Below are 26,304 nucleotides of genomic sequence, written 5' to 3'. Positions count from 1 at the left end.
TAGTTTATTTAATCTTCTTTTGGTAATGCAATATTTAAAATAATTGCAACAAGTGCCGCAGGTACAATACCAGATCCTCCAAAGATTAACTGAATTCCTTCAGGAAGTCCGGAAAGAACTGTACTGTTTGCACCGATTCCGTATCCAAGTCCAAGTGCTACAGATACGATTGTGATATTTCTCATACCCATTGGTTCTTTTGTGATCAGCTGAATACCACTGATTACGATAGAAGAGAACATCATAACGGCTGCTCCACCTAATACGCTCTGTGGCATGATAGAGATCAGGGCAGCAAGTTTTGGAAATAACCCACAAAGAATTAAGAAGATTGCTCCTGTAGCCAGTGCAAAACGGTTTACGATCTTTGTCATAGTAACAAGACCAACGTTCTGGCTGAATGATGTATTTGGTAAAACACCAAAGAATGCTGCGAGTGTAGATCCGATACCATCACAGACAACACCACCAGAAAGCTCAGAATCTGTAGCTTCACGATCCATACCACCTTCGATAACACCAGAAATATCTCCGACTGTTTCTACAGCGGTTACGATAAACATGATAAGTACAGGAATGATCGCTCTTGCATCAAAAACAATTTTTACAGGCATAAATTTTGGAACAGCAAACCAGCTGGCTTGTGCAACTTTATCCCAATTTAATACCCATGCTTTTGTGTATTCTACACCATCTGCATTCACGGCAGTTGTGGGAAGTACAACACCCATGATTCCCGCAATGATATATCCTGCGATAATTCCAATCAATACGGAAGAAGCACTTGTCATACCTTTTGTTCCATGCTTTAATGCGATGATGATCACAAGAACAATAGTTCCAAGTAATAAGTTCTCAATTGATCCGAAATCATTAGCGGAATTTCCACCACCAAAAGAATTGACACCAACACCGATCAGTGACAATCCAATGGAAAGTACAACCGTACCGGTAACAACCGCTGGGAAAAATCTTCGAAGTGGTTTTAACATAAATCCTAATACAGATTCAAATAATCCACCGATAATGGAAGCACCCATGATCGCACCATATCCAAGAATTCCACCACCCATGACTCCAGCAACACTGCTGCAGACACCGATAAATCCTGAACTGGTTCCCATGATGATTGGAACTTTTCCACCGATTGGTCCAATTGCATACAACTGGATCAGAGTGACAATTCCGGCAATTAACATAGCATTTTGTAAAAGCGCAATCTGAACGTCTGCAAATTCGGTTCCGGAAGCAATACCACAAGCCCCTGTAATGATCAGAACTGGAGTTAAGTTTCCTACGAACATGGCGAATACATGCTGCAGACCAAGGAGAATCGCTTTTTGCAGCGGAAGTTTTCCATAAAAATCGTACTCCGCACCTTTGTTTTTCTCTTGATTCATTTTTCTTTCGTCTCCTTTTTATAATGCATGATGAGCAGTTTTATACTGCTGTTTTTACAGCATAATATTATAAAGGATTTGGAAGAAAATGTATAGTTCTTTTTTATGAGCAATTAATTATTATAACTTTATAATTTAAGAATCTGATTAAGAATCTAAAAAATAGAAATATATAAGGAGATTTAAAAGAAAACACAAAATAAGTTTGAATAACTATAACATATTTGCTATAATAAATCATATCAGTATGCAGAAATACAGGAGGCTTTTACTATGGAGAATAAAAGTAGTTACCAGATAAACGAGCAGGGAGTGCTCGGAGAAGTGAAAATTGCAGATGATGTGATCGCAGTGATCGCAGGAATCGCAGCGACTGAAGTGACAGGTGTTGCCAGAATGTGTGGAAATATTACAAATGAACTGGTAAGTAAACTAGGAGTTAACAATTTATCCAAGGGAGTCAAAGTTGTCGTAGAGGATCATCATGTAAGAGTCAATCTTGCATTAGAACTTGATTATGGAGTAAGTATTCCAGAGATATCAGAGAAAGTTCAGAATCGAGTAAAGTCTGCCATTGAGAATATGACGGGATTGAAAGTAAAAGAAGTCAATGTTCGTGTTGCAGGTGTGGCAGCAGAAGAAGAGTAGAAATAATATAAAAGCAAAGTCAGACGGGACTGATCAACAGTTCCGTCTTTGTATCGCAGAAAGGAATCATAATGAAAAGAAGTGAGGTAAGAGAACATATTTTTAGAATTTTATTTTGTGTAGAATTCTGTGAAAAGGAAGAATTTGAAGATCAGGTAGAGTTATATTTTCATGGACATGAGAGTATTAATGAGAAGACTCAGAAAGAGATTACAGCAAAGACAGAGAATCTGATTGAACACTTAGATGAGATTGATGAAGAAATTTCAGCTCATACAAATGCATGGAATCTTGAAAGACTTGGAAAGGCAGAATTGTCTATTTTAAGACTTGCAACATATGAAATCTTATTAGATGAACAGGTGCCAAGAAAGGTAGCGATCAATGAAGCAGTAGAACTTGCAAAGAAATACTGCAACGAGAAAGCAGCTCCATTTATCAATGGTGTGTTAAGTAAGATTGGACAGGATATGAATGAAGAATAAAGTTTTTTCTGTAACACAGATTAATACTTATATCAAGAGAATGTTTCAAAGTGATTATGCTCTGAGAAGAATCTCGATCAAAGGACAGGTATCAAACTGCAAATACCATTCTTCCGGGCATATTTATTTTTCATTAAAGGATGAAGGAAGCCAGATATCTTGTGTTATGTTTGCGAATGCAAGATATGATGGGCTGAAGTTTGAGTTAGAAGATGGACAGGAAGTTGTAGTTGATGGGAATATCAGTGTGTATGAGCGTGGAGGAAGTTACCAGCTTTATGCACAAGAGATCCGCCTCAATGGAATCGGGGAGCTTTATGTAGCTTATGAGATGTTAAAGCAGAAGTTATATGAAGAAGGTTTATTTGATCATGAGAAGAAGAAACCAATTCCTAAGAATCCAAAGAAGATCGGAGTGGTAACTGCAAGGACAGGTGCGGCGATCCATGATATCATTAGTACAGCAAAGAGAAGGAATCCTTATGTCCAGCTTATTTTATATCCAGCGAAAGTGCAGGGAGATGGAGCGTCAGATACCATTGTTGCAGGAATTAAAGCATTAGATCAATATGGAGTGGATATCATCATTGTCGGAAGAGGTGGTGGATCCATCGAAGATTTATGGGCATTTAATGAGGAGAAGGTTGCAAGAGCAATCTATGAAGCACAGACACCGATCATTTCTGGAACAGGACATGAGGTAGACACAACAATTGCAGATTATGCTGCGGATCTTCGAGCAGCAACACCAACGGCGGCATGTGAGCTTGCAGTTCCAGATATCAGAGAAGTGATGGAAGGAATCACCAATAGAGAATATACGCTTCGAACATTATTGAAACAGGTGGTTCGTAGATATCAGATGAAATTGCAACAATATCAGATTACAATTGCTAATTTTGATCCTCGTTTTCAATTACAGGAACAGAAGATGCATTTAGCAGAATTGGAAGAACAGATCCATGCAGTAATGAAGAACAAGATGACTGACTATCAGCACAAACTGGAATTGTATACAAAGGAACTTCACGGATTGTCTCCGACGGCGAAACTTATTAATGGTTTTGGATATATCGAAGGATCAAACGGAGAGCCAGTGACAAGTGTTAAGAAGGTGATGGAAGGAGATCAGATTTCATTGACGATTTCTGATGGAACGATCATTACGAAAGCAGAGCAGATCAAGAGAATGGATGAAATTAAGGAAAGTTAAGAAAGAGGAAATTTGATATGGCAAAGAAAAAATTTGATATAGATCAGGGATTTGAGCAGTTAGATGAGATTCTTACAAAGCTTTCCGGAGAAGAGATCAAACTTCCAGAGGCAGTAAAATTGTATACGGAAGGTGTCGGGCTTGTAAAACAGTGCAAAGATTCTTTAGATAAAGTAGAAAAAGAACTGATCATATTAGAAGAAAATGGGGAAGAACATGAACTTTAAGGCTGAGATGAATGAAAGGGTAGAGCAGATTGAACAGATTTTAGATCAATATCTGCCACCCAAAGAAGGATTACAAAAAACAGTTTTAACTGCAATGAATACAACAGTAAAGGCAGGAGGAAAACGTCTTCGTCCAATGCTGATCAATGAAACTTATAAGATGTTTGGAGGAGAGGGAGATATCGTAAAACCATTTATGGCGGCGATTGAGATGATCCACACATATTCTCTGATCCATGATGATCTGCCAGCATTAGATAATGATGATTATCGAAGAGGACAAAAGACATGTCATATTGTTTATGGAGAAGATATGGCGATCCTTGCGGGTGATGCGTTGCTTAATTATGCATATGAAGTTGCAACGAAAGCATTTGATCTTGCGGATCAAGATGAGATGATGAATGTAGTTGAAGCAGTGAAGATTCTTGCGAGAAAACCTGGAATCTATGGAATGATCGGTGGACAGGTTGCAGATGTTGAGCTAGAGGGAACACCGCTTAGTATGGAACAGATTTTGTTTATCCATAAGAATAAGACATCAGCATTGATCGAGGCTTGCATGATGATCGGAGCAGTTCTTGCAGGGGCATCGAAAGAAGATGTTATGGCGATGGAAGAATGTGGGGAATATATTGGACTTGCATTCCAGATTCAGGATGATATTCTGGATCTTACTGGAGATGAAGAAGAGATTGGAAAGCCAGTCGGAAGTGATGAGAAGAATCACAAGACGACTTACGTGACATTAAAGGGATTGGAACAATCTGCAAAAGATGTAGAAGAAATTTCAAAGAAAGCAATTGAGATTTTAGCAAGATATGATGTGGGAAATCGTTATCTTACAAATCTTACAAGATTTTTAATTCATCGAACACACTAAGCAGAGAGAAAGAGGAAGCATTATGTTAGAATATATCAATGATCCAAATGATATAAAACGGATTCAGCCAGAGGATTATAAACTTCTGGCGAAAGATATCCGCCGTTTTCTGTTGAAAAATGTCAGTCGTACAGGAGGACATCTGGCATCGAATCTTGGAATCGTAGAACTTACGATGGCACTTCATCTTGTTCTTGATTTTCCAAAGGATCAGTTGATCTTTGATGTTGGACATCAATCCTATGTACACAAGATTTTGACAGGCAGAAAGGATGGATTTCAGAATCTGCGACAATTTCATGGTATGAGTGGATTCCCAAAGAGAAAAGAAAGTAACTGTGATGCATTCCATAGTGGACACAGTTCCATGTCTTTATCTGCTGCACTTGGGATGGTTACGGCAAGAGATATCAATCATACAGATGAGACGATCGTTGCGGTGATCGGAGATGGTGCTTTATCTGGAGGAATGGCATACGAAGCATTAAATAATATGGCAAGATTGCGTAAAGAAAAGAAAAATCTTATGGTTATTTTGAATGATAATAAGATGTCTATTGCAGAAAATGTCGGTGGAATGTCTGCATATTTAAATAAAGTCAGAACAAAGAAAGAATATGTTGAATTCAAAGGAAATGTAGAGCAGTCTTTGATGAAGATTCCGGGGATCGGAAGGGAACTGACAACGATCATTAAGAAATCAAAAGATTTGATCAAACAGTTATTTGTTCCGGGAATGTATTTTGAAGATATGGGGATTACATATGTTGGACCGATTGACGGACATAATATTCCTTTAATGGTGGATACATTAAATCGTGCAAAACAATTAGATGAGCCAATCATCATTCATGTTGTAACAAAGAAAGGAAAAGGTTATCGCCCTGCGGAACAAAATCCAGCGAAATTTCATGGAATCAGCCCGTTTTCCCTAAAGACAGGAGAAGTACTTAAAAAGTCAGATAATCCATCTAATACAGCTGTATTTTCCCAGACATTGATCGAAGAAGCAAAGAAAGATAAAACGATCGTTGCTGTAACGGCAGCTATGCCAGATGGAACTGGACTAGGTAAATTCAAGGAACATTTTCCAGATCGATTCTTTGATGTAGGAATTGCAGAGCAACATGCGGTAACATTTTGCGCAGGTATGGCTTCTAGAGGATTAAAACCAGTATTTGCAGTTTATTCCACTTTTTTGCAAAGAGGATTTGATCAGGTTCTTCATGATGTTGCGATTGGTAATTATCCAGTGATCTTTGGGATCGATCGTTCAGGTCTTGTTGGAGCAGATGGAGAAACGCATCAGGGAATCTTTGATATCCCATATTTATCTATGATTCCAAATGTTACAGTCATGGCACCGATCAATGGAAGAGAACTTAAAGAGATGTTAAAAGATGCACTACATCATGCAAAGGGACCAACGGCGATCAAGTATTCTAGAGGAGAAGCTCTTTCTTTGTATGAAGATCAGTTTGAAGAGTTACACTATGGAAAAGGTCAGGTAATCAAAGAAGGAAGCGATGCCGTGATCATTGGTGTGGGTAATATTTTTGATGAGGCAGATCAAGCAGTGAAGATCCTTGGAGAAGAAGGATATAATATTGGACTTGTGAATCCAAGATATATAAAACCATTTGACAAAGAAATGATTCTTGATCTGGCAGGAAAATATGACAAGATCATTACTGTTGAAGAAGGCGTTTTAAATGGTGGTTTTGGAATGATGATCAATGAATTCTTAAGTGAAAATGATTATAAAGGGAAAGTAAGATGCTTTGGAATTGATGATCAGTTTGTAGAACATGGCTCTGTGAGTGAATTAAGAAAAATGCTTAAGATTGATGGAGAAAGTATTGCTGACTCTATCAGACAATGGATGAAGGAATAGAACAATGAAAAAAGAACGTTTAGATGTATTATTAGTAAAGAAAGGGCTTGCATCTTCCAGAGAAAAAGCGAAAGCGATCATTATGTCAGGTATCGTGTTTGTCGATGGACAAAGAGAAGATAAAGCAGGATCTACTTTTGATGAGAAACAGGAGATTGTAGTAAAAGGAAAAACATTAAAATATGTTAGTCGTGGTGGATTGAAACTTGAGAAAGCCATGAATAACTTTGATATCGTACTAAAAGATAAAGTCTGTATGGACGTTGGAGCTTCCACAGGTGGATTCACAGATTGTATGCTGCAAAATGGTGCAGTGAAAGTTTATTCTGTGGACGTTGGACACGGACAGTTAGACTGGAAATTAAGAAATGATGAGAGGGTTGTCTGCATGGAACGCACAAACATGCGTTATATGACAGAAGATGATATTGATGAGAAAGCATCATTTGTATCAATTGATGTTTCCTTCATTTCCCTTACGAAGATTCTTCCTGCGGTATATCGAATCTTGAATATGGGCGGAGAAGTGGTTGCACTGATCAAGCCACAGTTTGAAGCTGGAAGAGAAAAGGTCGGGAAAAAGGGTGTTGTAAGAGATCCGAAAGTCCATGAAGAGGTAATTGAGAAGATTTGTGATTTTGCATCGTCTAATGGATTTGAATTACTACATCTTGATTATTCTCCGATCAAAGGGCCAGAGGGAAATATTGAATATTTATTACATATGAGAAAAACAGAGACAATGGAGAATGGACATACAATGGCAGATCAGATTATAAAGATCGTAGATGCATCTCATAATGATCTGGCAAAAAATAAGGAATAACATGAAGAATTTTTTGATTTTAACGAATGAGCAAAAAGATCCGGGATTTCGTATTTCAAAACAAATTCAGGATTATATTGAGAAAAATGGTGGAAAAAGCCATAGGATGTGTGAGTTTACAAGACATATTCAGAAAGATATGAAATGTATTACGAAAGATACAGAATGTGTGATCGTTCTCGGTGGAGATGGAACAATGCTTCATGCAGCCAGACTGGTTGTAGATCATGATATTCCAATGGTTGGAGTCAATCTTGGAACACTTGGCTTTTTGACAGAGATTGAGTTATCTAAGCTGTATGAGGGCCTAGATGGACTGTTAAATGATACTTTTCAGGTTGAAGAGAGAATGATGCTAGATGGACGTGTGATCCATGCAGATCAGGAAACAGATCATCTTCCTGCATTAAATGATGTTGTGATCGCAAGAAGTGGTTTTTCGAGAATTATTTCATTTCGTATTATGGTCAATGGAAAGCTGCTAGATGTTTATGAAGCAGATGGAATCATTATCTCGACGCCAACAGGTTCTACAGGATATAATTTATCTGCTGGAGGTCCTGTTGTGAATCCGAAAGCTAACGTAATTCTTGTAACACCGATCTGTCCTCATTCATTGCAGTCAAAGAGTCTTGTTTTGTCGCAGGATGATGAGATTGATATTTATATTGAGAATGTAAGGGAATCTCAGTTAGAAGAAGCCTATGTTACATTTGACGGGCAGGTTGCACGAAAACTTCAGCCGGGAGATGTCCTTCAAGTAAGAAGATCAAAGAAGATTGCAAGGATCATTAAAGTGAAAGGAGACAGCTTTTACAGAATCCTTCGAATCAAAGTTGGAGGTCAGAATGAAGAAGAATAGGCAGGAAGCGATCATTGAGTTGATTCAGAAGTATCCAATTGAAACACAGGAAGAGTTATTATCAAGATTGAATCAGATTGGCTTTAAGACGACACAGGCGACGATTTCGAGAGATATCAGGGAACTTGCGCTGATCAAAAAACCAGATGCAGATGGGAAACAGATATATTGTCTGATCGATCAAGAAGATGAGACTTCAAGAAAATATCAGAGAATTCTTGCAGAAGCGATTGTGTCCATGGAATTAGCAGAGAATATGCTTGTTGTAAAAACAGTTTCTGGAATGGCAATGGCATCAGCAGCGGCACTTGATTCGTTAAATATTATCGGTATGGTTGGGACGATTGCGGGTGATGATACAATTATGTGTGTCATGAAAGATAAAAATATTGGAAGAACTGCGATCGCAGAGATTAATCATATGATCAAAAAATTAAAAGAATAAAAAAACAGAGAGGAAATCTATGCTGCAGAATTTACATGTAAAGAATCTTGCGTTGATCGACGAGATTGAGATTACATTTGATGAACATTTAAATATACTAACTGGTGAGACAGGTGCAGGGAAATCGGTCTTGATAGGATCCATAGAAAGTGCACTAGGTAAGAAAATCTCTAAAGATATGATCCGTCCAGGTGCTAAAGAAGCAGTTATTGAACTGCTTTTTTGGATTGAAGATGAAAAACTCATCAAAGAAATTGAAGCGTTTGATCTTGAAGTGGAAGATGGGCAGATCTTTATTAAACGTGTGATCAACGAAAAGAGAAGTATTAATAAGATCAATGATAGTACAGTTACATTAAATACGTTAAGAGAAGTATCAAGAAGATTATTTGATCTTCATGGGCAACAGGAACACCAAGTGCTCTTAAAAGAGAAAAATCATCTAAGTATGATGGATCATTTTTTACCAATAGAAGCAAAAAAATCGTTAGAAGAATGCAGGGAACTGTCAAAGAAATATCACAAGATTGAAGAAAAAATTAAAGAAATATCAATCGATGATCAGCAAAGATTAAGAGAACTTGATTTTCTTAAACATGAGATTTCAGAGATTGAGAATGCAAATCTGATCGAAGGAGAAGATGAAGAATTAGAAGCGGTCTATAAAAAGATTCTTCATAGCAAAGAGATCATTACATCTTGTCAGGCGGCAAGTATGCTGACTGGATATGAAGAAGAGATTTCTATCGGGAATCAACTAAGTGAAAGTCTTAGAAAAATGCAGGAAATCAGTCATTTAGATCCGGTAATACAAGGATTTTATGAGCAGTTATTATCCATAGAAGATCTTTTGAATGGATTTCACCAGGAATTGACAGATTATATGGAAGATATGGATTTTGATGAACAGACATATCAGGAAGCAGAAGAACGATTAAATGTCATCAATTCCCTCAAAGATAAATATGGTTCCTCCATTGAAGAGATCCTTGCATACGGACAAAAAGCATCAGAGCGGTATAATATTTTATGTGATGTAGAACATGAGATTGATATACTAAAACAGGAACAAAAACAGATAAAAGAACAATATATAAAAGAAGCTGAAAATCTGTCGCAAAAACGAGAAAAAGAAGCTAAAAAACTGGAACGTGATATTACAAAAGCGTTGGAAGATCTGAATTTCTTAGATGTGAGATTTGAGATCGAAATGACAAGAAAGAATCAGATCTCACCAGATGGAATTGACCAGATACGTTTTATGATCTCAACAAATCCGGGACTTCCAATGCGTCCAGTTCAGGAAGTTGCATCTGGTGGTGAGTTGTCACGTATCATGCTTGCATTAAAGTCCGTTTCGGCACAGGCGGATGGTGTTGATACATTGATCTTTGATGAGATTGACACGGGAATCAGTGGAGAAACAGCAAATCGTGTTGCTAAGAAAATGGCAGTGATTTCAAAAGATCATCAGGTAATTGCGATCACGCATCTTCCACAGATTGCAGCTATGGCAGACAGTCATTATTTTATCAGGAAACAGACAGACCAAAAAAATACACAAACAATGATTTACAAATTAAATAAAGAAGAATCATTGAAAGAAATTTCGAGAATGATCAGTGGAGATCAGAGAAGTGAAGCATCCATGGAACATGCAAAAGAAATGAAAACATTGGCAGATCAAACAAAATTATACTGATTATGAAAACGGTAATTTTCATATAATAAAAAGGATATATCAATTACGATATGTCCTTTTTTAGGAGGAAGAATATGAAAAAATACAGTTACCGTAAGCTTCTCATTATACTTTTTATGTTGAATTTATTTGCAATCACAGTGTTTTATATCAAATATTGTAAATCACAATTGCCAAATACGATTCATATCAAGAAAGGAGAAAAAATATCACTTTGCTATAATATTCCAGCAAGTGCGACGATCAATAACCAGAAGATTAAACTAAACAGAACTTTTATTTTTCAGAAATGCAGCAGTGGGCAGTATGAGATGAAAACTAGTTTGTTTGGGGCTATTCCGCTTAAAAAGATTAAGGTAAAAGTAGTTGATGGACAGAAAGTTATCCCGAGTGGACAGGTTGTCGGAATTTATGTTGAAACAAATGGACTTTTAGTGATCGATACCGATGGTTTTACTGGAGAAAATGGAGTCGATCATGCACCAAGCAAAAATAAATTGTATCGTGGGGATTATATTAAAAAGATAGACGGAGCAGATGTTTTGTCGAAAAAGCAGTTTATTGAAAAAATTAATCAAAGTAATGGAAATTCTGTTACATTGACAGTCAGCCGTAGATCAAAAGTGTTGAAGATTAAGATTAAGCCGGAGTTTTCAAAGACAGATCATATGTATAAGATCGGGGCATGGATCAGGGATAATACACAAGGAATCGGAACTATGACATATATAAAAAAAGATTCTTTTGGAGGCTTAGGACATGGAATTTATGATATGGATACAGGAAAGCTTTTAAAGATCAAAGGCGGATTTTTATTAACTCCACAGATTTATTCTATCAAAAAGGGAAAATCAGGAACACCAGGAGAGATTGTTGGAAGTATCGAGTACAAAGAAGAAAATATTATAGGATCTATAAAAAAGAATACAGAAAAAGGAATTTATGGAACAGTATCGGATACGGAAAGTAAAGCATATGAAATTGGATACAGACAAGACGTTAAGAAAGGGAAGGCTTATATTTTGTCAAATCTTACAGGCTCTATGAAGAAATATGAAATTAGAATTTCTAAAGTTGTTCCATCCGATACAGATGTTTTAAAAAGCATGGAAATTGAAGTTACAGATAAGCGGTTGTTAAATCTTACAAATGGAATCATACAAGGAATGAGTGGAAGTCCGATCATACAGGATGGAAAATTGATTGGTGCAGTAACCCATGTTTTTGTAGATGATCCGACAAAAGGATATGCAATTTTGATGGAAACAATGATTTATGAGATGAAAAAATAGAAGATGCTTTTTAAGTATAAATTTGTTACAATAGAAAAATAAAAAATAGGAGGATGAGGGATATGAAGATTTTGCATCTGGCAGATTTACATCTTGGAAAAAGAGTGAATGAGATGTCGATGATCGAAGATCAGAAGTATATATTAGATCAGATCATAACATTGATCAAAGAAGAAAGTGTAGGAATTGTTTTACTATGCGGAGATATTTACGATAAATCAATCCCTACGATCGAAGCAATACATCTTCTTGATGAGTTTTTAGATCAATTAAGTAAAATGGCGATTAAAGTACTTATGATAAGCGGAAATCACGATTCAATTGATCGTTTATCATTTGGGAAGAGCTTATTTACACGTTCTAATTTATATATTGCATCGCAATTTGAAAATGAAATAGAAAAGATCACAGTAAAAGAAAATGGAATCACAGTGAATTTTTATATGTTGCCATTTGTAAAATCTGCTTATATCAGCCATATATTTCAGCTGCAGACAGACTCATATGAGGAATGTTTCCGATATCTGATTGAACACACAAAGATAGATGAAGAAGAAACAAACATTTTGTTATCCCATCAGTTTGTGACTGCAAATAAGAAAAATCCAGAGTTATCAGACTCAGAAACAAGTAGTCTTGGAGGAATTGATAATATTGATTTTCATATTTTTGATCCATTTGATTATGTAGCACTTGGACATATTCATAAACCACAGGCGATGGGACGTGAAATGGTTAGATATGCAGGATCGATTCTTAAGTATTCATTTTCAGAGATTCATATGGACAAGAAGGCAACAATTCTTACAATTGATGCAAAGAAAGAAATATCTTTGTCATTTCACCCACTAAAACCTTTGAGAGATATGAGAGAAATTGAATGTTCATTAGAAGAATTATTAAAAAAACAATGTGAGATTGGTAATCAAGAAGATTATATGCATGTAATTCTTACAGATGAAGAACAGATTTTAGATGCGATTGGAAAAGTGAGAACAATTTATCCAAATGTTATGCAGATCAGTTTCAAAAATCGTAGACACATGAAACAGTTAGAAAGTGCACAGATCAAAGAAGATCAGATTTCAGATCAAAGTCCAGCGGAATTATTTGAGCAGTTTTATAAGATGCAAAATCATATTGATTTGGATGAGAAAAGATTACAGCTGGTGTTATCAGTTTTTGAGGAGGTGATCCGATGAGACCACATACATTGATATTGTCAGCATTTGGACCATTTGCTGGAGAAACTATTATTGATTTTACAAAGTTCAAAGATGGTATTTTCCTGATTTCTGGAGAAACAGGTGCTGGAAAAACAACTATTTTTGATGGTATTTGTTTTGCTTTGTATGGGGAACCAAGTGGTTCTTATAGAAAACAGGATATGCTTCGTAGTGATTTTGCAAAAGAGGATGTAGAAACGAAAGTTGTTTTCTTGTTTTCACATAGAAATATAGAATATAAGATTGAAAGAATTCCATCTTATATGAGAAAAAGTAAACGTGGTGATGGTATGACACGTCAATCACCAGAAGCAGTTTTATATCAGGATGAAGAAATTCTTGAGACAGGAAATTATCAGGTGACAGCCAAAGTAGAAGAACTTCTTGGTATGGATCGGATACAGTATCAACAGATTTCTATGATCGCACAGGGAGAATTTTTAAAACTGCTTTATGCCAAAGGAAAAGAAAGAAGTGAGATATTTCGTAAAATTTTTGGTACTGGTTATTTATACGAATTTCAGGAAAAAATTAAACGACGTCATCTTTCTTGCAAATATGAATATAGCAATATTCAGGATACGTTATTAGAACAGGAAGATAGTGTTTATATACCAAAAGATGAGCCAGAATATAAGATATATAAAGAATATTATAAACAGAAGCATCAGATTCCGGAATTTCTGGATATTGTAAATAGGTATCATAATCGTAAACAAAAAGAATATGAAGTTTTAAGAGAGCAGAAAGAAAAAGACGAACAAATATGGAATGAGCAGAAGATTGTTTATTCACGAATGAAAGATAAAACTGAGGAGGCTAAAAAGCTTAAATTATTGATCAAGGAACTTTCAGAGGATGAAAAAGAAGCTAAAAGACAGCAGCGCCTGATAAAAAAACAATATGATAAGATTCAGAAAGATGCCCCCAAATTACATAAAAAAGAGCTCCGTGTGGTAGAGATTGAAAAACAGACAAAGCAGTATAAAGAATTGGAAAATCTGGTAAAAAAGCAGGAATCTTATCAAAATGTAAAACAAAGATATGAAAATCAAAGAGAAGAATTAAACCAGAAAAAAGAAAAAGAACAGCAAAGAGAAAAAACAATTGCAGAGTTTTTAGGTCAGACAGAAGAAATAGAGGAACAATATGATGAACTTCAAAAAGAGGAACTTCGTATGTCTGTTCGTGAAAAGCAGCTGAAGGAACTTTGTAAAGACAAAGAAAAATATCTTAAAGAACTTGTAGTTTATGAAAAGGAAATGAAAATTTATGAGAAAATTCGACTGGAACGCAGAAAATTAAAGGATCGTTTATCTGACTGGCAGGATCAGTATGATTGTAATCAGGCAGGTCTTCTGGCACGAACGTTAATAGAAGGAAAACCATGTCCTGTCTGTGGTTCAACAATACATCCGAATGTAGCACAGTTTAAAGAAAGTGATATTACGCAAGAATTGTTAAAAAATCTCAGAGAACAGACAGAAGAGATTGATCAGGAGTATAATACGGTTTTTTCAAAAGTAAGACAAAGAAAAGGGATGGTAGAGGCTCAAAGGGAAAATCTATGCCGAAAAAGTGGAAAAGAACCAGAAAATTTTGAAGAAATTGATCAATTATACGAAGAAACGATCAAAGAGTATAAAAAGATTAAAAAAGCGTTTGAGTGCATAGAGAGACAGAAAGAAAAAATTGCAGATCAGAGAGACAAGATTGAAAAATCGAAACAAAAGCAGAAATCTTATGATGAAAAAATAAATGAATTGTTGGAAAAGATACATGAGAAAGATATTTTATATAAAGAGGCAGGAGCAGGAATTTTTGAAATCAAAAAAAATCTTTTATATAAATCTCTTAAAGAGGCAAATGAAACAAAACAACAATTGCTTGATGAGATTGCAAAAACACATGAAACGGCAGATGAGATTAAGAACAAGCGGGAAATAATTCAAAGACAAGAAGTCCAGATCATAGCAGCAAGGGAAGAAAAAGAGAAAAATCTTCAAGAACTTACAGTCTGGTTAGAGCAGATGAGGTCATCCAAAGAAGAGTTTATAGATCTTAAAAAGTTTGAATTAAAATTAAACAGAGAACAAAAACAGATTCAAAAACAGACAGAAGTTCTTGAACAATTAAATAAGCAGATTCTTTTAAACAAACAGACGGCTGATCTTATGGGGAAAAAACTTGTGGAATATAAAGAAGCAGAAGAAAATTATACATTGTTAAAGGATCTTTCAGATACAGCAAATGGGGAACAAAAGGGAAAAAACAAAGTTTCTTTTGAACGATTTGTACAGTCGGTGTATTTTGATCGGATTCTTTCTGCTGCGAATCAGCGATTGGCTGTCATGAGTGAACAACGTTATTATCTGTTTAGAAAAGAAGAAAATGACAATAAAAAGGGATCTTCTGGACTTGAATTAGAAATTCTTGATGAATGGACAGGGAAAAAAAGAAATATCCGGTCTCTTTCAGGAGGAGAATCATTTAAAGCAGCTTTGTCATTGGCGTTGGGATTAAGTGACGTGATCCAGAATAAAAAAGGCGGGATCATGGTGGATACAATCTTCATTGATGAGGGATTTGGAACACTTGACGGAGATTCGTTAAACAAAGCAATACAGATCATACATTCATTATCACTTGAAGGAAATAAGCTGGTTGGTATTATATCACATGTTGAAGAATTAAAAGAGCAGATTGATCAGAAGATAGAAGTTTACAAAGATCATGCAGGGAGTAAAGTGAAATAATCAGGAATTCTTGTGACAGAAGATTATAGTCATGTTATACTAAGTGCAAAAGAAAAAATATGACAACGATTTTAAAAAATACAATTAATTTTGTCGAATTATGTCGAATCCTTTGGAAATCGACCAAAACTTGCGGAGAAATATGGGTTGTTTGTAAACTTAGAGAAAATATATAATAAAAATGTAGAGAAAAACAGAATGGGAGGACTGGATATGAACAAGATTAATGTGGCTATTGCAGATGATAACCAGAGAACCGTTGAGATGATGACAGAACTGTTAGAACAAGAAAGCGATATCGAAGTAATTGCAAGTGCTGATAACGGAGAAGATGCGTTGCGCATCATCAAGGAAAGACAACCGGATGTAGTGTTACTTGATATTATTATGCCAAAGCTTGATGGAATTGGGGTATTGGAACATTTGCAGAATGAAAATCTCAGTAAAAGACCAATCATTATTATGTTTTCTGCAATGGGCCAGGAAAATGTCTGTGAAGAAGCTATGGATTTAGGTGCATCCTATTTTATTTTGAAACCTTTTGATTTACGCACGATCATTAAACAGATCAAACAGGCAAGAATAAAGCAAGAGGTGCCTGAAAGACCATTCGTTTCTGTACCAGAGAAGATCCATGGATTAACAGAGAACCAGCTGGAGATCATTATAACGAATATGATTCACGAGATCGGAGTTCCAGCTCACATTAAAGGATATCAGTATTTGAGAGATTCTATTATGATGGCAGTATGTGATATGGATATATTGAATTCTATCACAAAGCAGCTGTATCCATCGATTGCTGAGAAATTTGATACAACACCAAGCAGGGTAGAACGTGCAATCAGACATGCAATAGAAGTAGCCTGGGGAAGAGGAAAAATGGATACGATTGATGCGTTATTTGGATATACGATCCATGCAGGTAAAGGAAAGCCTACAAATTCAGAATTTATCGCATTGATCGCTGATAAGATACGTCTGGAATATGGAGATGAGATAATATCTCAAGGGAAATAGGCAGTAGATATAGACATTGTCATGATCAGGAGGCTGAAAAAGATGGAAAAGAAGTTAAAGATTTTGATTGTAGATGGAGATGTATCGGAGGCAGAGATCCTAGAGTCTAGATTACAAACAGATTTTGAAGTAGCAGGAACTGCATTTGACGGAGTCAGAGCAGTGGAGAAAATCAAAGGACAATTACCAGATGTTGTACTAATTGATATTATGCTGCCACAGATTGATGGAATTGGTGTTATTGAAAAATGCAGAGAAGAGATGGAATATGAACAGCTTCCAGTTTTTATTGTATTGACTTCTATAGGAACAGAGAAACTCATAGAATGTATTAATCATATGGATATTGATTATTGTATGATGCGGCCGTTCAAACAAGAGGTTTTGATTCATAGGATCAAACAAGTGGCAAAGATTAAAGGGTTGGATCAAAAGATCCGTCAGAAGGAAAAACTACAAAGTGTAGAAATAAGAAAACAAAGAACGGTTCTGGATTATGAATTTAATATGAAGCAAGATGTGACAAAAATTATCAGGGATCTTGGAATTCCGGCACATATCAAGGGGTATCAATATATAAGAGAAGGGATTATTATGGCAATTGAAGATATAAATATGATGAATTACATCACAAAACTTTTATATCCGACAATTGCTAAAAAATATAAAACGACATCAAGCAGCGTCGAAAGAGCGATACGTCATGCGATCGAAGTTGCATGGAGTCGTGGAAAAGTGGAATTATTAGAAGAAATGTTTGGGTATACGATCAGTGCAGGTAAGGGGAAACCTACAAATTCAGAATTTATAGCACTGATTGCAGATAAGCTAAGATTAGATTATCATATCAATGCATCCTAAAAAGATGTAGATAGGATGTAGAAGAACAAAAATAGGGAGATTGCTTGGAGGAGAAAATATGGATGAGAGATACAATGTTTTAATTGCTGATAGCTATCCACACGAATCCAAACAATTAAAAGAAGAACTGCAAAAGCAATATAATGTAATAGCAATCGCAGAAAATGGTGAAGAAGCACTTTCTGGAATTATAAGTCTAAAACCAGATTTAGTGATCGTTGATCTGATGTTACCAGGACTTGATGGGCTTGGGGTTATTGAAAGGTGCAGGGAAGTGATGAGCCCAGATGAAGTGCCGGCATTTATAGCCTTGACAATGATGGAAAATCAAGATCTGATGGAGTATATCAGACATTTGAAAGTTGACTACTGCATGATGAAGCCATTTCAAGCAGCGATTCTTGCAGAGAGAATTACACAGATGATAAGAATTCGTTCTGTAAATACAAAGATTCAAAAAGAAATACATAAAGAAAAAGAAGAAATACCATCTATTGGTAATAAAAATGATATTCGAAGAGAGATAAGTCTTTTAGTAAGAAATTTAGGGATTCCAGCACATATCAAAGGATGCCGTTATATAAAGTGTGGAATTTTAATGGCTATGGAAGATGCAAACAGTGTTAATTATATTACCAAATCACTTTATCCGGATATTGCTAAGAAATACAAGACAACGATAGGAAGCGTTGAGAGAGCAATCCGTCATGCGGTTGACATTGTGTGGATCAGAGGAAACAAACAACTGTTAGGTGAAATTTTTGGAACTTTTGTGATTGAGCAGCAGGAAAGACCAACGAACTCTGAATTTATTGCTGCAGTTGCCGACTGGATGAGATTGGAATACCAGATTCGGGTATCATAAAATTTGGAGGAAAATATGAAACAATATATTCCAAGCTATTATAGAAATTTTCAATGCATTGCACAAAAATGTAAAGACAATTGTTGCATTGGATGGGATATTATGATTGATCGGCGATCATATGAACAATATCAAAAAGTTGCAACTCCATTTAAAAAACGTTTGAATGAGGGAATTATTCAGGAAGAGGAACCTAAGTTTTATATGAATGAAGATGGAAGATGTGCTTTTTTAAATGAGAATAATCTATGTGATATATATATTCAGCTAGGGGAAGAGGCTTTATGTGATATATGCACTGAACATCCAAGGTTTCATAATGAATATGGACATATTGTGCAGTCAGGTCTTGGATTGGCTTGTGAAGAAGCAGCTCGATTGATCTTAAACGATTTAGACTTGAAAATAGAAGAAGATGTTTTGAAATCAGAAAAAGAAGATGATGAATGGGTTAATGAATTAATGAAGCTAGAGATGTTGTTATTAAATATTCTGAAAAATAAAGAATATTGTGTGGATGAGAAGATTGATAAAATTTTTGATCTGACAGCAGCATATCAAAAGGAAATAAATTATACAGGAGAACTTACAGTACCGATTGATCAGAAGAAGATAAAACCACAACATCTTATGTTGAAGATGAGGCAGAAAGATTATTTGGAATACTGGTTTGATTTCTATAGTAATCTTGACTATATGGATGAAACATTTCAGAGTCTGCTTAGGAAATCGGTAAAAGAATTTGAAACGTGTAAGAAACAAGATATAAATGATCAATATATAGAGCGATTATTGTATTATTTTATTTATCGGCATTTTATTAAGGCATATGAAGATGATAATCTGATAGATAAAATAAAATTTGCAGTTTTAAGTGTATTGATGATAGAAATTGTGGCAAAGTATTGTAAGGTATACGATAGTTCTTTTGAACTTTTAGATATTGCTAAAATGTATTCAAAAGAAATTGAATATTCAGAGGAGAATATAGAAGCAATCTTTGAAGAACTATTGTTTGACTAATATACATAATATCTTTATAATAATTGAGAGATAGTAAATGATAAATAGAAAAACCGAAAGAGAAATATTGTATGGAAATTCGAAAGAGGAAACCAATAGGAAAGAAAAATATCAAGTATATTGAAGAACTGTATGCAGAATATTCAAAAAGGTTGTTTTTCATTGCAAGAAAATATGTTGAAAATGAAGATTTTGCAGAAGATGTTGTACAGAGTGCATTTGCGAAAGTGTTGACATATCCTGATGGTATTTTAAAAGTGCCGAGAGATGAAGTGTTTTATTTTTTGTCTACAGTTCTAAAACATGAAGCGTATGATATTATTCAGGAAGAGAAAGATAATGAACATGAAAGTCTTGTTTATGACGATGGGACGGAAGGTGATTTTATTGAAGATCCGAGAGATAACTATCTTCAGATGATAGATTTGGATTCATTAAAATATAATCTTTCTCGAATGAAAAGACGTCATCGAGATACATTATTATTTCGGTATGTTTATGGCTTAAAATGCAAAGAGATTGCAGACATATTTAAGATTTCAGAACGAACGGTAAAAATACGATGCAGTGAGGCGAGAGTTCAATTAAAGAAGATGATGGAAGAGGACGAATTATAAAGAGAGATAAGAAAAAGGTTAGCGATAAAATTGTGCTAACCTTTTTCTTAATATTATTGATTTGTAACAATCTCGGTCAGCTTGCTTCCAACTTCTTCATATTTTTCTGGGAAGAAAATACGAATTGTATTTTTACCGCTTTTGATCTTTTGAAGATTCAAAGTGAATGTCTTATCGTGCATGTCATTGGAAACAGGAGCTGAATTAAAACTATCGATTACATTTGATACCAGTTGTTTTTTAGCATCAGATAACTTCTCAATATGCAGAGGCTTTAACTCATCTAAAGTTGTTTGTTTTGCCTGCTTGAAAATATCAAGGTAATTAATATATTGGCTGGAAACTTTTACAGTTGATTCTTTGTCATTTTTCTTAACGACGGAAACTTTATATTCCAAAGAAGCCAGTTTCTTGCTGATTGCTTTAAAAATGTCTTTTGCCTGTGATTTTGTGATCGCAACTCCAGCATCTTTAAAACTTTTCTGGATTGTAGATACCATAGAGGACTGATAGGTTTTTAAAGTTTCCTTTGATTCCTTAGAATCAATTCCAAGATCAGTCATAGCAGAGGTGTCTTGCCTGATGATCAGATCATAAAAGGCCTCCATTGTCTTGTCTGGTTTTGCAATCGCATTGGTTTGTCCGCATCCGGCAAGAGATAATAATAACAAGATACCTAATACACCGGACAGGATTTGTCTGTAAATCCTACGTTTCATACTCTTTATCCTTTCTGTTTATTTGTATATTTAATATTATATGGATTTTGCCAGATAAAGTCAATCATTGTCGAAAGCTGCTCAAAGGTATATAAGATTTGCGTTTGCGTAACAAAAAGTTGTGTGTTAAACTAAATAACCGAAAGATGAAAAGGAGTGTTTTGGATTTATGGCAAGTAAAACATATGATGCTAACAGTATTTCAGTTTTGGAAGGATTGGAAGCTGTCAGAAAACGTCCTGGAATGTATATCGGAAGTGTATCTACAAAGGGACTAAATCATTTAATATATGAAATCGTAGATAATTCAGTGGATGAATTTCTTGCAGGATATTGTAATGAGATCACAGTTTCATTAAATAATGATGGGACTGCAACGATCATAGATAATGGACGAGGAATTCCAGTTGGAATCAATGAAAGAACAGGAAAGACAGCAGTTGAGATGGTATTTACTATGCTGCATGCGGGTGGTAAGTTTGGAGATGGAGGATATAAGATATCAGGAGGCCTTCATGGAGTAGGTGCATCTGTGGTAAATGCATTATCTACATGGCTTACAGTGACTGTCAGACAAGGCGGAAAGATTTATCAGCAAAAGTATGAAAGAGGAAAAATCATAACACCGCTTGAAGTGATTGGAACATGTCGAAAGTCTGATACAGGAACAAAGGTACAGTTTCTTCCGGATCCAGAAATTTTTGATAAAACATATTTTAAAGCAGCGATGGTAAGAAACCGTTTGCATGAGACAGCATATCTGAATCCAAACCTTACGATTCATTATATTAACCAAAGAGAAGGTGAAGAAACCACAGTTGATTATCATGAGCCAGAGGGAATCTGTGCATATGTAAAAAAATTAAATGAAGGAAAGCAAATGCTTCATGAACCAGTTTATTTTAAGCGTATGGTTGATGGAATTGAAGCAGAGGTGGCTTTTCAGTATACAGAAGATTTTGGAGAAAATATTCTTGGCTTTTGTAATAATATCTATACGATCGAAGGTGGAACACATATCACTGGATTTAAAACGAAATTCACAACGATCATGAATCAGTATGCGAGGGAGATAGGCGTTTTAAAAGAGAAAGATGCAAACTTTACGGGAACAGATGTAAGAAATGGTATGACAGCGATTGTTTCTGTAAAACATCCTGAGCCAAGATTTGAAGGACAAACGAAGACAAAACTTGATAATCCAGATGCAGCCAAAGCAGTTGGAGAGATTGCAGGAGAAGAACTTGTTTTATATTTTGATAAGAATTTAGATACATTAAAGAAAGTGTTGGCATGTGCAGAAAAATCTGCAAAGATTCGAAAAGCAGAAGAAAAAGCAAAGACGAATATGCTAGTGAAACAAAAGCTATCAATTGACAGTAATGGGAAATTGGCAAACTGTGAAAGCAGAAAAGCAGAGGAATGTGAAATCTTTATCGTTGAGGGAGATTCTGCAGGAGGTTCTGCAAAAACAGCAAGGAATAGAAAAACACAGGCAATTCTTCCAATCCGTGGAAAAATCTTAAATGTAGAAAAAGCAACGATGGATAAAGTACTTGCAAATGCAGAGATCAAGACAATGATCAATTCTTTTGGATGTGGATTTTCAGAAGGATATGGAAATGATTTTGATATTACAAAGCTTCGTTATCATAAGATCATTATTATGACAGATGCCGATGTGGATGGAGCACATATTGCCACGTTACTTTTAACATTTTTCTACCGTTTTATGCCGGAGCTTATTACACATGGACATGTATATCTTGCAACGCCTCCATTATATAAGGCAATGCCAAAAAAAGGAGAAGAAACATATCTTTATGATGATGTGGCACTTTCTAAATACCGTGCAAATCATAAAGGAAGCTTTACGTTGCAAAGATATAAAGGCTTAGGTGAAATGGATGCACAGCAGTTGTGGGAAACAACATTGAATCCAGAAAGCCGTACTTTAAAACAGATTGAGATCGAAGATGCGAGAATGGCATCAGATGTAACTTCCATGCTTATGGGAAGTGATGTGCCGCCTCGCAGACAGTTTATTTACGAAAATGCAAATGATGCGATGCTTGATATATAAAAAGAAAGGAAAACATAAATAATGTCAGAACATATTATTAAAGCGGAATTTTCTGAGGTTATGCAAAAATCTTATATTGATTATGCCATGAGTGTTATCTGTGCAAGAGCATTGCCGGATGCAAGAGATGGTTTAAAGCCAGTACAAAGACGAGTGCTTTATTCTATGGATGAGTTAGGCCTCCGCTATGACAGACCACATAGAAAATCTGCTAGAATTGTTGGAGATACAATGGGTAAATATCATCCCCATGGAGACAGTTCGATTTACGAATCATTAGTCGTTATGTCACAGGATTTTAAAAAAGGAATTCCGCTAGTAGACGGACATGGTAATTTTGGTTCCATTGAAGGAGATGGAGCTGCGGCCATGCGATATACAGAGGCAAGACTTCAAAAGATTACACAGGAAGCTTATCTGGCAGATCTGGATAAGAATGTTGTTGATTTTGTATCCAACTTTGATGAGACAGAAAAAGAACCTGAAGTACTTCCAGTTAAGATACCGAATCTTTTGGTAAATGGTGCGGATGGAATTGCGGTAGGTATGACAACAAGTATTCCACCACATAATCTTAGTGAAGTAATTGATGCGGTGAAAGCCTATATGCGTAAGGAAAGTATTACGAATGAAGAATTAATGGAATATATTCAAGGACCGGATTTTCCAACAGGCGGTATTGTGATCAATAAAAAAGATCTTTTAAATATTTATTCTTCAGGAATCGGAAAGATAAAATTAAGAGGAAAAGTGACTTTGGAACCTGCAAAGAAACGAGGAGAAAAGGATAAACTTGTAATTTCAGAGATTCCATATACAATGATCGGGAATAACATATCTAAGTTTTTATCTGATATTGTATCACTGATTGAAAATAAAGTAACAACAGATATCTTAGATATTTCAAATGAATCATCAAAAGATGGAATCAGAATTGTTCTAGAACTGCGAAAAGGGGCAGACGTGGAACGCCTTAAAAATCTTTTATACAAAAAGACAAAGCTTGAAGATACATTTGGTGTTAATATGCTTGCAATCGTCAATGGACGGCCGGAGACATTGGATTTAAAAGGAATCATTGAAAATCATACACAGTTTCATTACGAAGTAACTAGAAGAAAATATAAAACGTTATTAAATAAATTATATGAACAGCGCGAGATCAAGGAAGGATTGATCAAGGCTTGCGATATGATAGATTTGATCATCGAGATCATTCGTGGAAGTAAAAATCAGAAAGAAGTTAAGGCATGTCTTACAAAAGGAGATGTTGGTAATATCAGATTTCAGTCATCGGATTCTATGATCGAAGCAACAAAACTTTCATTTACAGATAAACAAGCAAGTGCGATCCTTGATCTGAAATTATATCGTCTGATCGGTTTGGAAATTTTAATGCTTAAGGAAGAATATGAAGAAATTGTTACAAAGATCGCAGAATACGAAGATATTCTGGCTAATGAAAAATCATTAAAAAATGTAATACGAAAAGAATTAGACTCGATCAAAAAAGAATTTGGATCACAAAGAAAAACCATTGTTGAAGACGCAAAAGAGGCAGTTTATGTTGCAGCACCAATTAAAGAAGAGACCGTTTATTTTGTGATGGATCGCTTCGGTTATTCGAAAACAATGGATAAAGCAACCTATCAGAGAAATAAGGATAATATTTTAAAAGAATATAAATTTATTGTGCCTTGCATGAACACAGACAAAATCTGTGTGTTTACCAATCTTGGACTGATGCATCAGATTAAAGTGTTTGATATTCCGGCAGGTAAGTTCCGCGATAAAGGTGTACCGATTGATAATCTTTGTAATTATGATAGTGCGAAAGAATATATTATACAAGTACTTGATGCCCAGACAATGATACATAGTACGTTGCTATTTGCAACTGCAAAGAGCATGTTAAAGGTAATGGATGGAGACTTATTAAATGCATCAAAAAGAACAGTACAGGCGACAAAACTATCCGAAGATGAACTGGTTGCTGTAATTGTGGCAGATTGGAGTGAAGAATCTGAGGATAAAGTTGTTTTACAGACAAAAGATGGAGTATTTTTAAAATTTCCATATGCAGAAATTCCGAAGAAGAAAAAAAGTGCACTTGGTGTGAGAGGAATGAAATTATCTAAAGATGATCTTATCACGAATGTATATGTTATGGATGCACAAAATATAAGTTCCATTATGTATAAGGAAAAAGAACTCGAATTTAACAGATTAAAATTGTCAAAACGAGATACGAAAGGAACTAAGGTCCGCAGATAAAACAGAAAGGAAATGTTATGAAAGTTGATTTGATCATACCGACTTATAAACCTGGAGAAAAATTCAAGAAATCATTAAAACGACTTGCACAGCAGACAAGAAAACCAGACAGGATCATTTTGATTAATACAGAAGCACAATATTTTGATGAGGAGATGATACGTCCATATGACAATGTGGAAGTGCATCATATTAAAAAAGAAAACTTTGACCATGGGGCAACAAGAGATTATGGAGCCTCACTTGCAGAAGATGCAGATATTTTAATGTTTATGACAGATGATGCAATTCCAAAAGATAAATATCTAGTAGAGAATTTGATAAAGGCGTTTAATGATCCAAAAGTTTCAGCAGCATATGGAAGGCAGATGGCAGATCCAAAGAAAAATTATATCGAATATTATACAAGAATCTTTAATTACCCAGAAGAAAGCAGGATTAAGAGGAGAGAAGATCTTGATACGCTGGGAATCAAAACTTTTTTTTGCTCTAATGTATGTAGTGCTTATAGAAAGACAGATTATGATGCAATGGGAGGTTTTGAACACAAAACAATTTTTAATGAAGATATGATCATGGCCTCTAAACTGATCGAAGATGGAAAAGCTGTTGCCTATCAGGCCGATGCAAGAGTCTGGCATTGGCATGATTATAAAGCAATGCAGCAGCTTCATCGTAATTTTGATCTTGCTGTATCACAGGTGGATCATGGAGGCTTGTTCTTGAAAGTAAAATCTGAATCCGAGGGAGTTAAAATGGTTATTTCAACGATCAGACATTTGATAACTAAAGGAAAAATTTATCTGATTCCGAAATATGTGATTGATTCTGGATTTAAACTGATTGGTTATAAGCTTGGAAGAAACTATAAAAAGCTTCCGAGATGGATGATCTTAAAACTTACAATGAATAAGACGTACTGGAATTTTAACGAAAACTTAATAAAATAATCTACAGTTTTTATTGATTCTATGATATAATGA

Annotated in this window: 23 protein-coding genes; 21 read left to right on the top strand and 2 right to left on the bottom strand. The window is 35.3% G+C overall.

What is annotated here, in order from left to right; translation table 11 throughout:
- Positions 1 to 8: 8 nt before the first annotated feature.
- Positions 9 to 1,400, bottom strand: a complete 1,392-nt coding sequence (locus KE503_RS08895) for a uracil-xanthine permease family protein (RefSeq protein ID WP_022374344.1) — start codon at positions 1,398 to 1,400, stop codon at positions 9 to 11.
- A gap of 273 nt (positions 1,401 to 1,673) precedes the next feature.
- Between KE503_RS08895 and KE503_RS08890 the strand changes: the two genes are divergently transcribed.
- The 18 genes from KE503_RS08890 to KE503_RS08805 all read left to right on the top strand — a co-directional run bounded on the left by KE503_RS08890 (position 1,674) and on the right by KE503_RS08805 (position 20,245).
- Positions 1,674 to 2,048, top strand: coding sequence for an Asp23/Gls24 family envelope stress response protein (locus tag KE503_RS08890; RefSeq protein ID WP_212385031.1), 375 nt, complete (start codon positions 1,674 to 1,676; stop codon positions 2,046 to 2,048).
- Positions 2,049 to 2,119: 71 nt separating this feature from the next.
- Positions 2,120 to 2,533, top strand: coding sequence for a transcription antitermination factor NusB (nusB, locus tag KE503_RS08885; protein WP_022374342.1), 414 nt, complete (start codon positions 2,120 to 2,122; stop codon positions 2,531 to 2,533).
- A complete protein-coding gene (gene xseA / locus KE503_RS08880; protein ID WP_022374341.1) occupies positions 2,523 to 3,746 on the top strand; it encodes an exodeoxyribonuclease VII large subunit in 1,224 nt (407 codons plus the stop codon). The genes nusB and xseA overlap by 11 nt, the downstream gene beginning before the upstream one ends.
- Before the next feature lie 17 nt (positions 3,747 to 3,763).
- Positions 3,764 to 3,973 (top strand): exodeoxyribonuclease VII small subunit, encoded by a 210-nt coding sequence (gene xseB, locus KE503_RS08875; RefSeq protein ID WP_022374340.1) that lies wholly within the window; start codon positions 3,764 to 3,766, stop codon positions 3,971 to 3,973.
- Positions 3,963 to 4,856 (top strand): polyprenyl synthetase family protein, encoded by an 894-nt coding sequence (locus KE503_RS08870; protein ID WP_055197136.1) that lies wholly within the window; start codon positions 3,963 to 3,965, stop codon positions 4,854 to 4,856. The genes xseB and KE503_RS08870 overlap by 11 nt, the downstream gene beginning before the upstream one ends.
- A gap of 22 nt (positions 4,857 to 4,878) precedes the next feature.
- The gene (gene dxs, locus KE503_RS08865; protein WP_212385030.1) at positions 4,879 to 6,750 is read left to right on the top strand and encodes a 1-deoxy-D-xylulose-5-phosphate synthase; all 1,872 of its coding nucleotides are present in this window, start codon (positions 4,879 to 4,881) and stop codon (positions 6,748 to 6,750) included.
- Positions 6,751 to 6,754: 4 nt separating this feature from the next.
- A complete protein-coding gene (locus KE503_RS08860; RefSeq protein WP_022374337.1) occupies positions 6,755 to 7,576 on the top strand; it encodes a TlyA family RNA methyltransferase in 822 nt (273 codons plus the stop codon).
- Position 7,577: 1 nt separating this feature from the next.
- Positions 7,578 to 8,438 (top strand): NAD(+)/NADH kinase, encoded by an 861-nt coding sequence (locus KE503_RS08855; RefSeq protein ID WP_117944860.1) that lies wholly within the window; start codon positions 7,578 to 7,580, stop codon positions 8,436 to 8,438.
- Entirely contained in the window at positions 8,425 to 8,883 is a 459-nt protein-coding gene (argR, locus tag KE503_RS08850) for an arginine repressor (protein WP_022374335.1), read from the top strand. Before KE503_RS08855 ends, argR begins: the two co-directional genes overlap by 14 nt.
- A gap of 19 nt (positions 8,884 to 8,902) precedes the next feature.
- Positions 8,903 to 10,585, top strand: a complete 1,683-nt coding sequence (gene recN / locus KE503_RS08845) for a DNA repair protein RecN (RefSeq protein ID WP_022374334.1) — start codon at positions 8,903 to 8,905, stop codon at positions 10,583 to 10,585.
- Positions 10,586 to 10,659: 74 nt separating this feature from the next.
- Positions 10,660 to 11,877 carry a SpoIVB peptidase gene (gene spoIVB, locus KE503_RS08840; protein WP_022374333.1) on the top strand — a complete coding sequence of 406 codons (1,218 nt, stop codon included), beginning with the start codon at positions 10,660 to 10,662 and terminating at the stop codon, positions 11,875 to 11,877.
- 62 nt (positions 11,878 to 11,939) lie between these two features.
- On the top strand, positions 11,940 to 13,079 hold the full coding sequence (locus tag KE503_RS08835) for an exonuclease SbcCD subunit D (RefSeq protein ID WP_022374332.1): 1,140 nt from the start codon (positions 11,940 to 11,942) through the stop codon (positions 13,077 to 13,079).
- The gene (locus KE503_RS08830; RefSeq protein WP_022374331.1) at positions 13,076 to 15,859 is read left to right on the top strand and encodes an AAA family ATPase; all 2,784 of its coding nucleotides are present in this window, start codon (positions 13,076 to 13,078) and stop codon (positions 15,857 to 15,859) included. Before KE503_RS08835 ends, KE503_RS08830 begins: the two co-directional genes overlap by 4 nt.
- Positions 15,860 to 16,057: 198 nt before the next feature.
- The gene (gene spo0A / locus KE503_RS08825) at positions 16,058 to 16,879 is read left to right on the top strand and encodes a sporulation transcription factor Spo0A (RefSeq protein ID WP_212385040.1); all 822 of its coding nucleotides are present in this window, start codon (positions 16,058 to 16,060) and stop codon (positions 16,877 to 16,879) included.
- Between the two features lie 21 nt (positions 16,880 to 16,900).
- Positions 16,901 to 17,740 carry a sporulation transcription factor Spo0A gene (gene spo0A / locus KE503_RS08820; RefSeq protein ID WP_081020024.1) on the top strand — a complete coding sequence of 280 codons (840 nt, stop codon included), beginning with the start codon at positions 16,901 to 16,903 and terminating at the stop codon, positions 17,738 to 17,740.
- Between the two features lie 58 nt (positions 17,741 to 17,798).
- Positions 17,799 to 18,605 carry a sporulation transcription factor Spo0A gene (gene spo0A, locus KE503_RS08815; RefSeq protein ID WP_022374328.1) on the top strand — a complete coding sequence of 269 codons (807 nt, stop codon included), beginning with the start codon at positions 17,799 to 17,801 and terminating at the stop codon, positions 18,603 to 18,605.
- Positions 18,606 to 18,620: 15 nt separating this feature from the next.
- Positions 18,621 to 19,628: a flagellin lysine-N-methylase gene (gene fliB, locus KE503_RS08810; protein ID WP_212385029.1), complete on the top strand. Its 1,008-nt coding sequence runs from the start codon at positions 18,621 to 18,623 to the stop codon at positions 19,626 to 19,628.
- A 71-nt stretch (positions 19,629 to 19,699) separates the two neighbouring features.
- Positions 19,700 to 20,245, top strand: coding sequence for an RNA polymerase sigma factor (locus KE503_RS08805; RefSeq protein WP_055197151.1), 546 nt, complete (start codon positions 19,700 to 19,702; stop codon positions 20,243 to 20,245).
- 53 nt (positions 20,246 to 20,298) lie between these two features.
- Here the strand turns inward: KE503_RS08805 and KE503_RS08800 are convergent, their stop codons facing one another.
- Positions 20,299 to 20,964 (bottom strand): hypothetical protein, encoded by a 666-nt coding sequence (locus KE503_RS08800; protein ID WP_212385028.1) that lies wholly within the window; start codon positions 20,962 to 20,964, stop codon positions 20,299 to 20,301.
- Positions 20,965 to 21,133: 169 nt separating this feature from the next.
- Between KE503_RS08800 and KE503_RS08795 the strand changes: the two genes are divergently transcribed.
- Genes KE503_RS08795 through KE503_RS08785 form a run of 3 tightly spaced genes read left to right on the top strand, consistent with a single transcriptional unit; the run spans position 21,134 to position 26,271 of the window.
- The gene (locus KE503_RS08795) at positions 21,134 to 23,047 is read left to right on the top strand and encodes a DNA gyrase/topoisomerase IV subunit B (RefSeq protein WP_022374324.1); all 1,914 of its coding nucleotides are present in this window, start codon (positions 21,134 to 21,136) and stop codon (positions 23,045 to 23,047) included.
- Positions 23,048 to 23,068: 21 nt separating this feature from the next.
- Entirely contained in the window at positions 23,069 to 25,321 is a 2,253-nt protein-coding gene (locus KE503_RS08790; RefSeq protein WP_212385027.1) for a DNA gyrase/topoisomerase IV subunit A, read from the top strand.
- A gap of 17 nt (positions 25,322 to 25,338) precedes the next feature.
- Positions 25,339 to 26,271, top strand: a complete 933-nt coding sequence (locus tag KE503_RS08785) for a glycosyltransferase family 2 protein (RefSeq protein WP_117944853.1) — start codon at positions 25,339 to 25,341, stop codon at positions 26,269 to 26,271.
- Positions 26,272 to 26,304 lie beyond the last annotated feature (33 nt).

Source organism: Anaerostipes sp. Marseille-Q3525 (assembly GCF_018223505.1).
Classification (GTDB): domain Bacteria; phylum Bacillota; class Clostridia; order Lachnospirales; family Lachnospiraceae; genus Anaerostipes; species Anaerostipes amylophilus.
This window is presented reverse-complemented; position numbering and strand designations above follow the sequence as displayed.

Bases quoted from the DNA above. Each gene is read 5' to 3' on its own strand.
- KE503_RS08895 (WP_022374344.1), bottom strand. From the start codon at position 1,400: ATGAATCAAGAGAAAAACAAAGGTGCGGAGTACGATTTTTATGGAAAA.
- KE503_RS08890 (WP_212385031.1), top strand. From the start codon at position 1,674: ATGGAGAATAAAAGTAGTTACCAGATAAACGAGCAGGGAGTGCTCGGA.
- nusB (WP_022374342.1), top strand. From the start codon at position 2,120: ATGAAAAGAAGTGAGGTAAGAGAACATATTTTTAGAATTTTATTTTGT.
- xseA (WP_022374341.1), top strand. From the start codon at position 2,523: ATGAAGAATAAAGTTTTTTCTGTAACACAGATTAATACTTATATCAAG.
- xseB (WP_022374340.1), top strand. From the start codon at position 3,764: ATGGCAAAGAAAAAATTTGATATAGATCAGGGATTTGAGCAGTTAGAT.
- KE503_RS08870 (WP_055197136.1), top strand. From the start codon at position 3,963: ATGAACTTTAAGGCTGAGATGAATGAAAGGGTAGAGCAGATTGAACAG.
- dxs (WP_212385030.1), top strand. From the start codon at position 4,879: ATGTTAGAATATATCAATGATCCAAATGATATAAAACGGATTCAGCCA.
- KE503_RS08860 (WP_022374337.1), top strand. From the start codon at position 6,755: ATGAAAAAAGAACGTTTAGATGTATTATTAGTAAAGAAAGGGCTTGCA.
- KE503_RS08855 (WP_117944860.1), top strand. From the start codon at position 7,578: ATGAAGAATTTTTTGATTTTAACGAATGAGCAAAAAGATCCGGGATTT.
- argR (WP_022374335.1), top strand. From the start codon at position 8,425: ATGAAGAAGAATAGGCAGGAAGCGATCATTGAGTTGATTCAGAAGTAT.
- recN (WP_022374334.1), top strand. From the start codon at position 8,903: ATGCTGCAGAATTTACATGTAAAGAATCTTGCGTTGATCGACGAGATT.
- spoIVB (WP_022374333.1), top strand. From the start codon at position 10,660: ATGAAAAAATACAGTTACCGTAAGCTTCTCATTATACTTTTTATGTTG.
- KE503_RS08835 (WP_022374332.1), top strand. From the start codon at position 11,940: ATGAAGATTTTGCATCTGGCAGATTTACATCTTGGAAAAAGAGTGAAT.
- KE503_RS08830 (WP_022374331.1), top strand. From the start codon at position 13,076: ATGAGACCACATACATTGATATTGTCAGCATTTGGACCATTTGCTGGA.
- spo0A (WP_212385040.1), top strand. From the start codon at position 16,058: ATGGGAGGACTGGATATGAACAAGATTAATGTGGCTATTGCAGATGAT.
- spo0A (WP_081020024.1), top strand. From the start codon at position 16,901: ATGATCAGGAGGCTGAAAAAGATGGAAAAGAAGTTAAAGATTTTGATT.
- spo0A (WP_022374328.1), top strand. From the start codon at position 17,799: ATGGATGAGAGATACAATGTTTTAATTGCTGATAGCTATCCACACGAA.
- fliB (WP_212385029.1), top strand. From the start codon at position 18,621: ATGAAACAATATATTCCAAGCTATTATAGAAATTTTCAATGCATTGCA.
- KE503_RS08805 (WP_055197151.1), top strand. From the start codon at position 19,700: ATGGAAATTCGAAAGAGGAAACCAATAGGAAAGAAAAATATCAAGTAT.
- KE503_RS08800 (WP_212385028.1), bottom strand. From the start codon at position 20,964: ATGAAACGTAGGATTTACAGACAAATCCTGTCCGGTGTATTAGGTATC.
- KE503_RS08795 (WP_022374324.1), top strand. From the start codon at position 21,134: ATGGCAAGTAAAACATATGATGCTAACAGTATTTCAGTTTTGGAAGGA.
- KE503_RS08790 (WP_212385027.1), top strand. From the start codon at position 23,069: ATGTCAGAACATATTATTAAAGCGGAATTTTCTGAGGTTATGCAAAAA.
- KE503_RS08785 (WP_117944853.1), top strand. From the start codon at position 25,339: ATGAAAGTTGATTTGATCATACCGACTTATAAACCTGGAGAAAAATTC.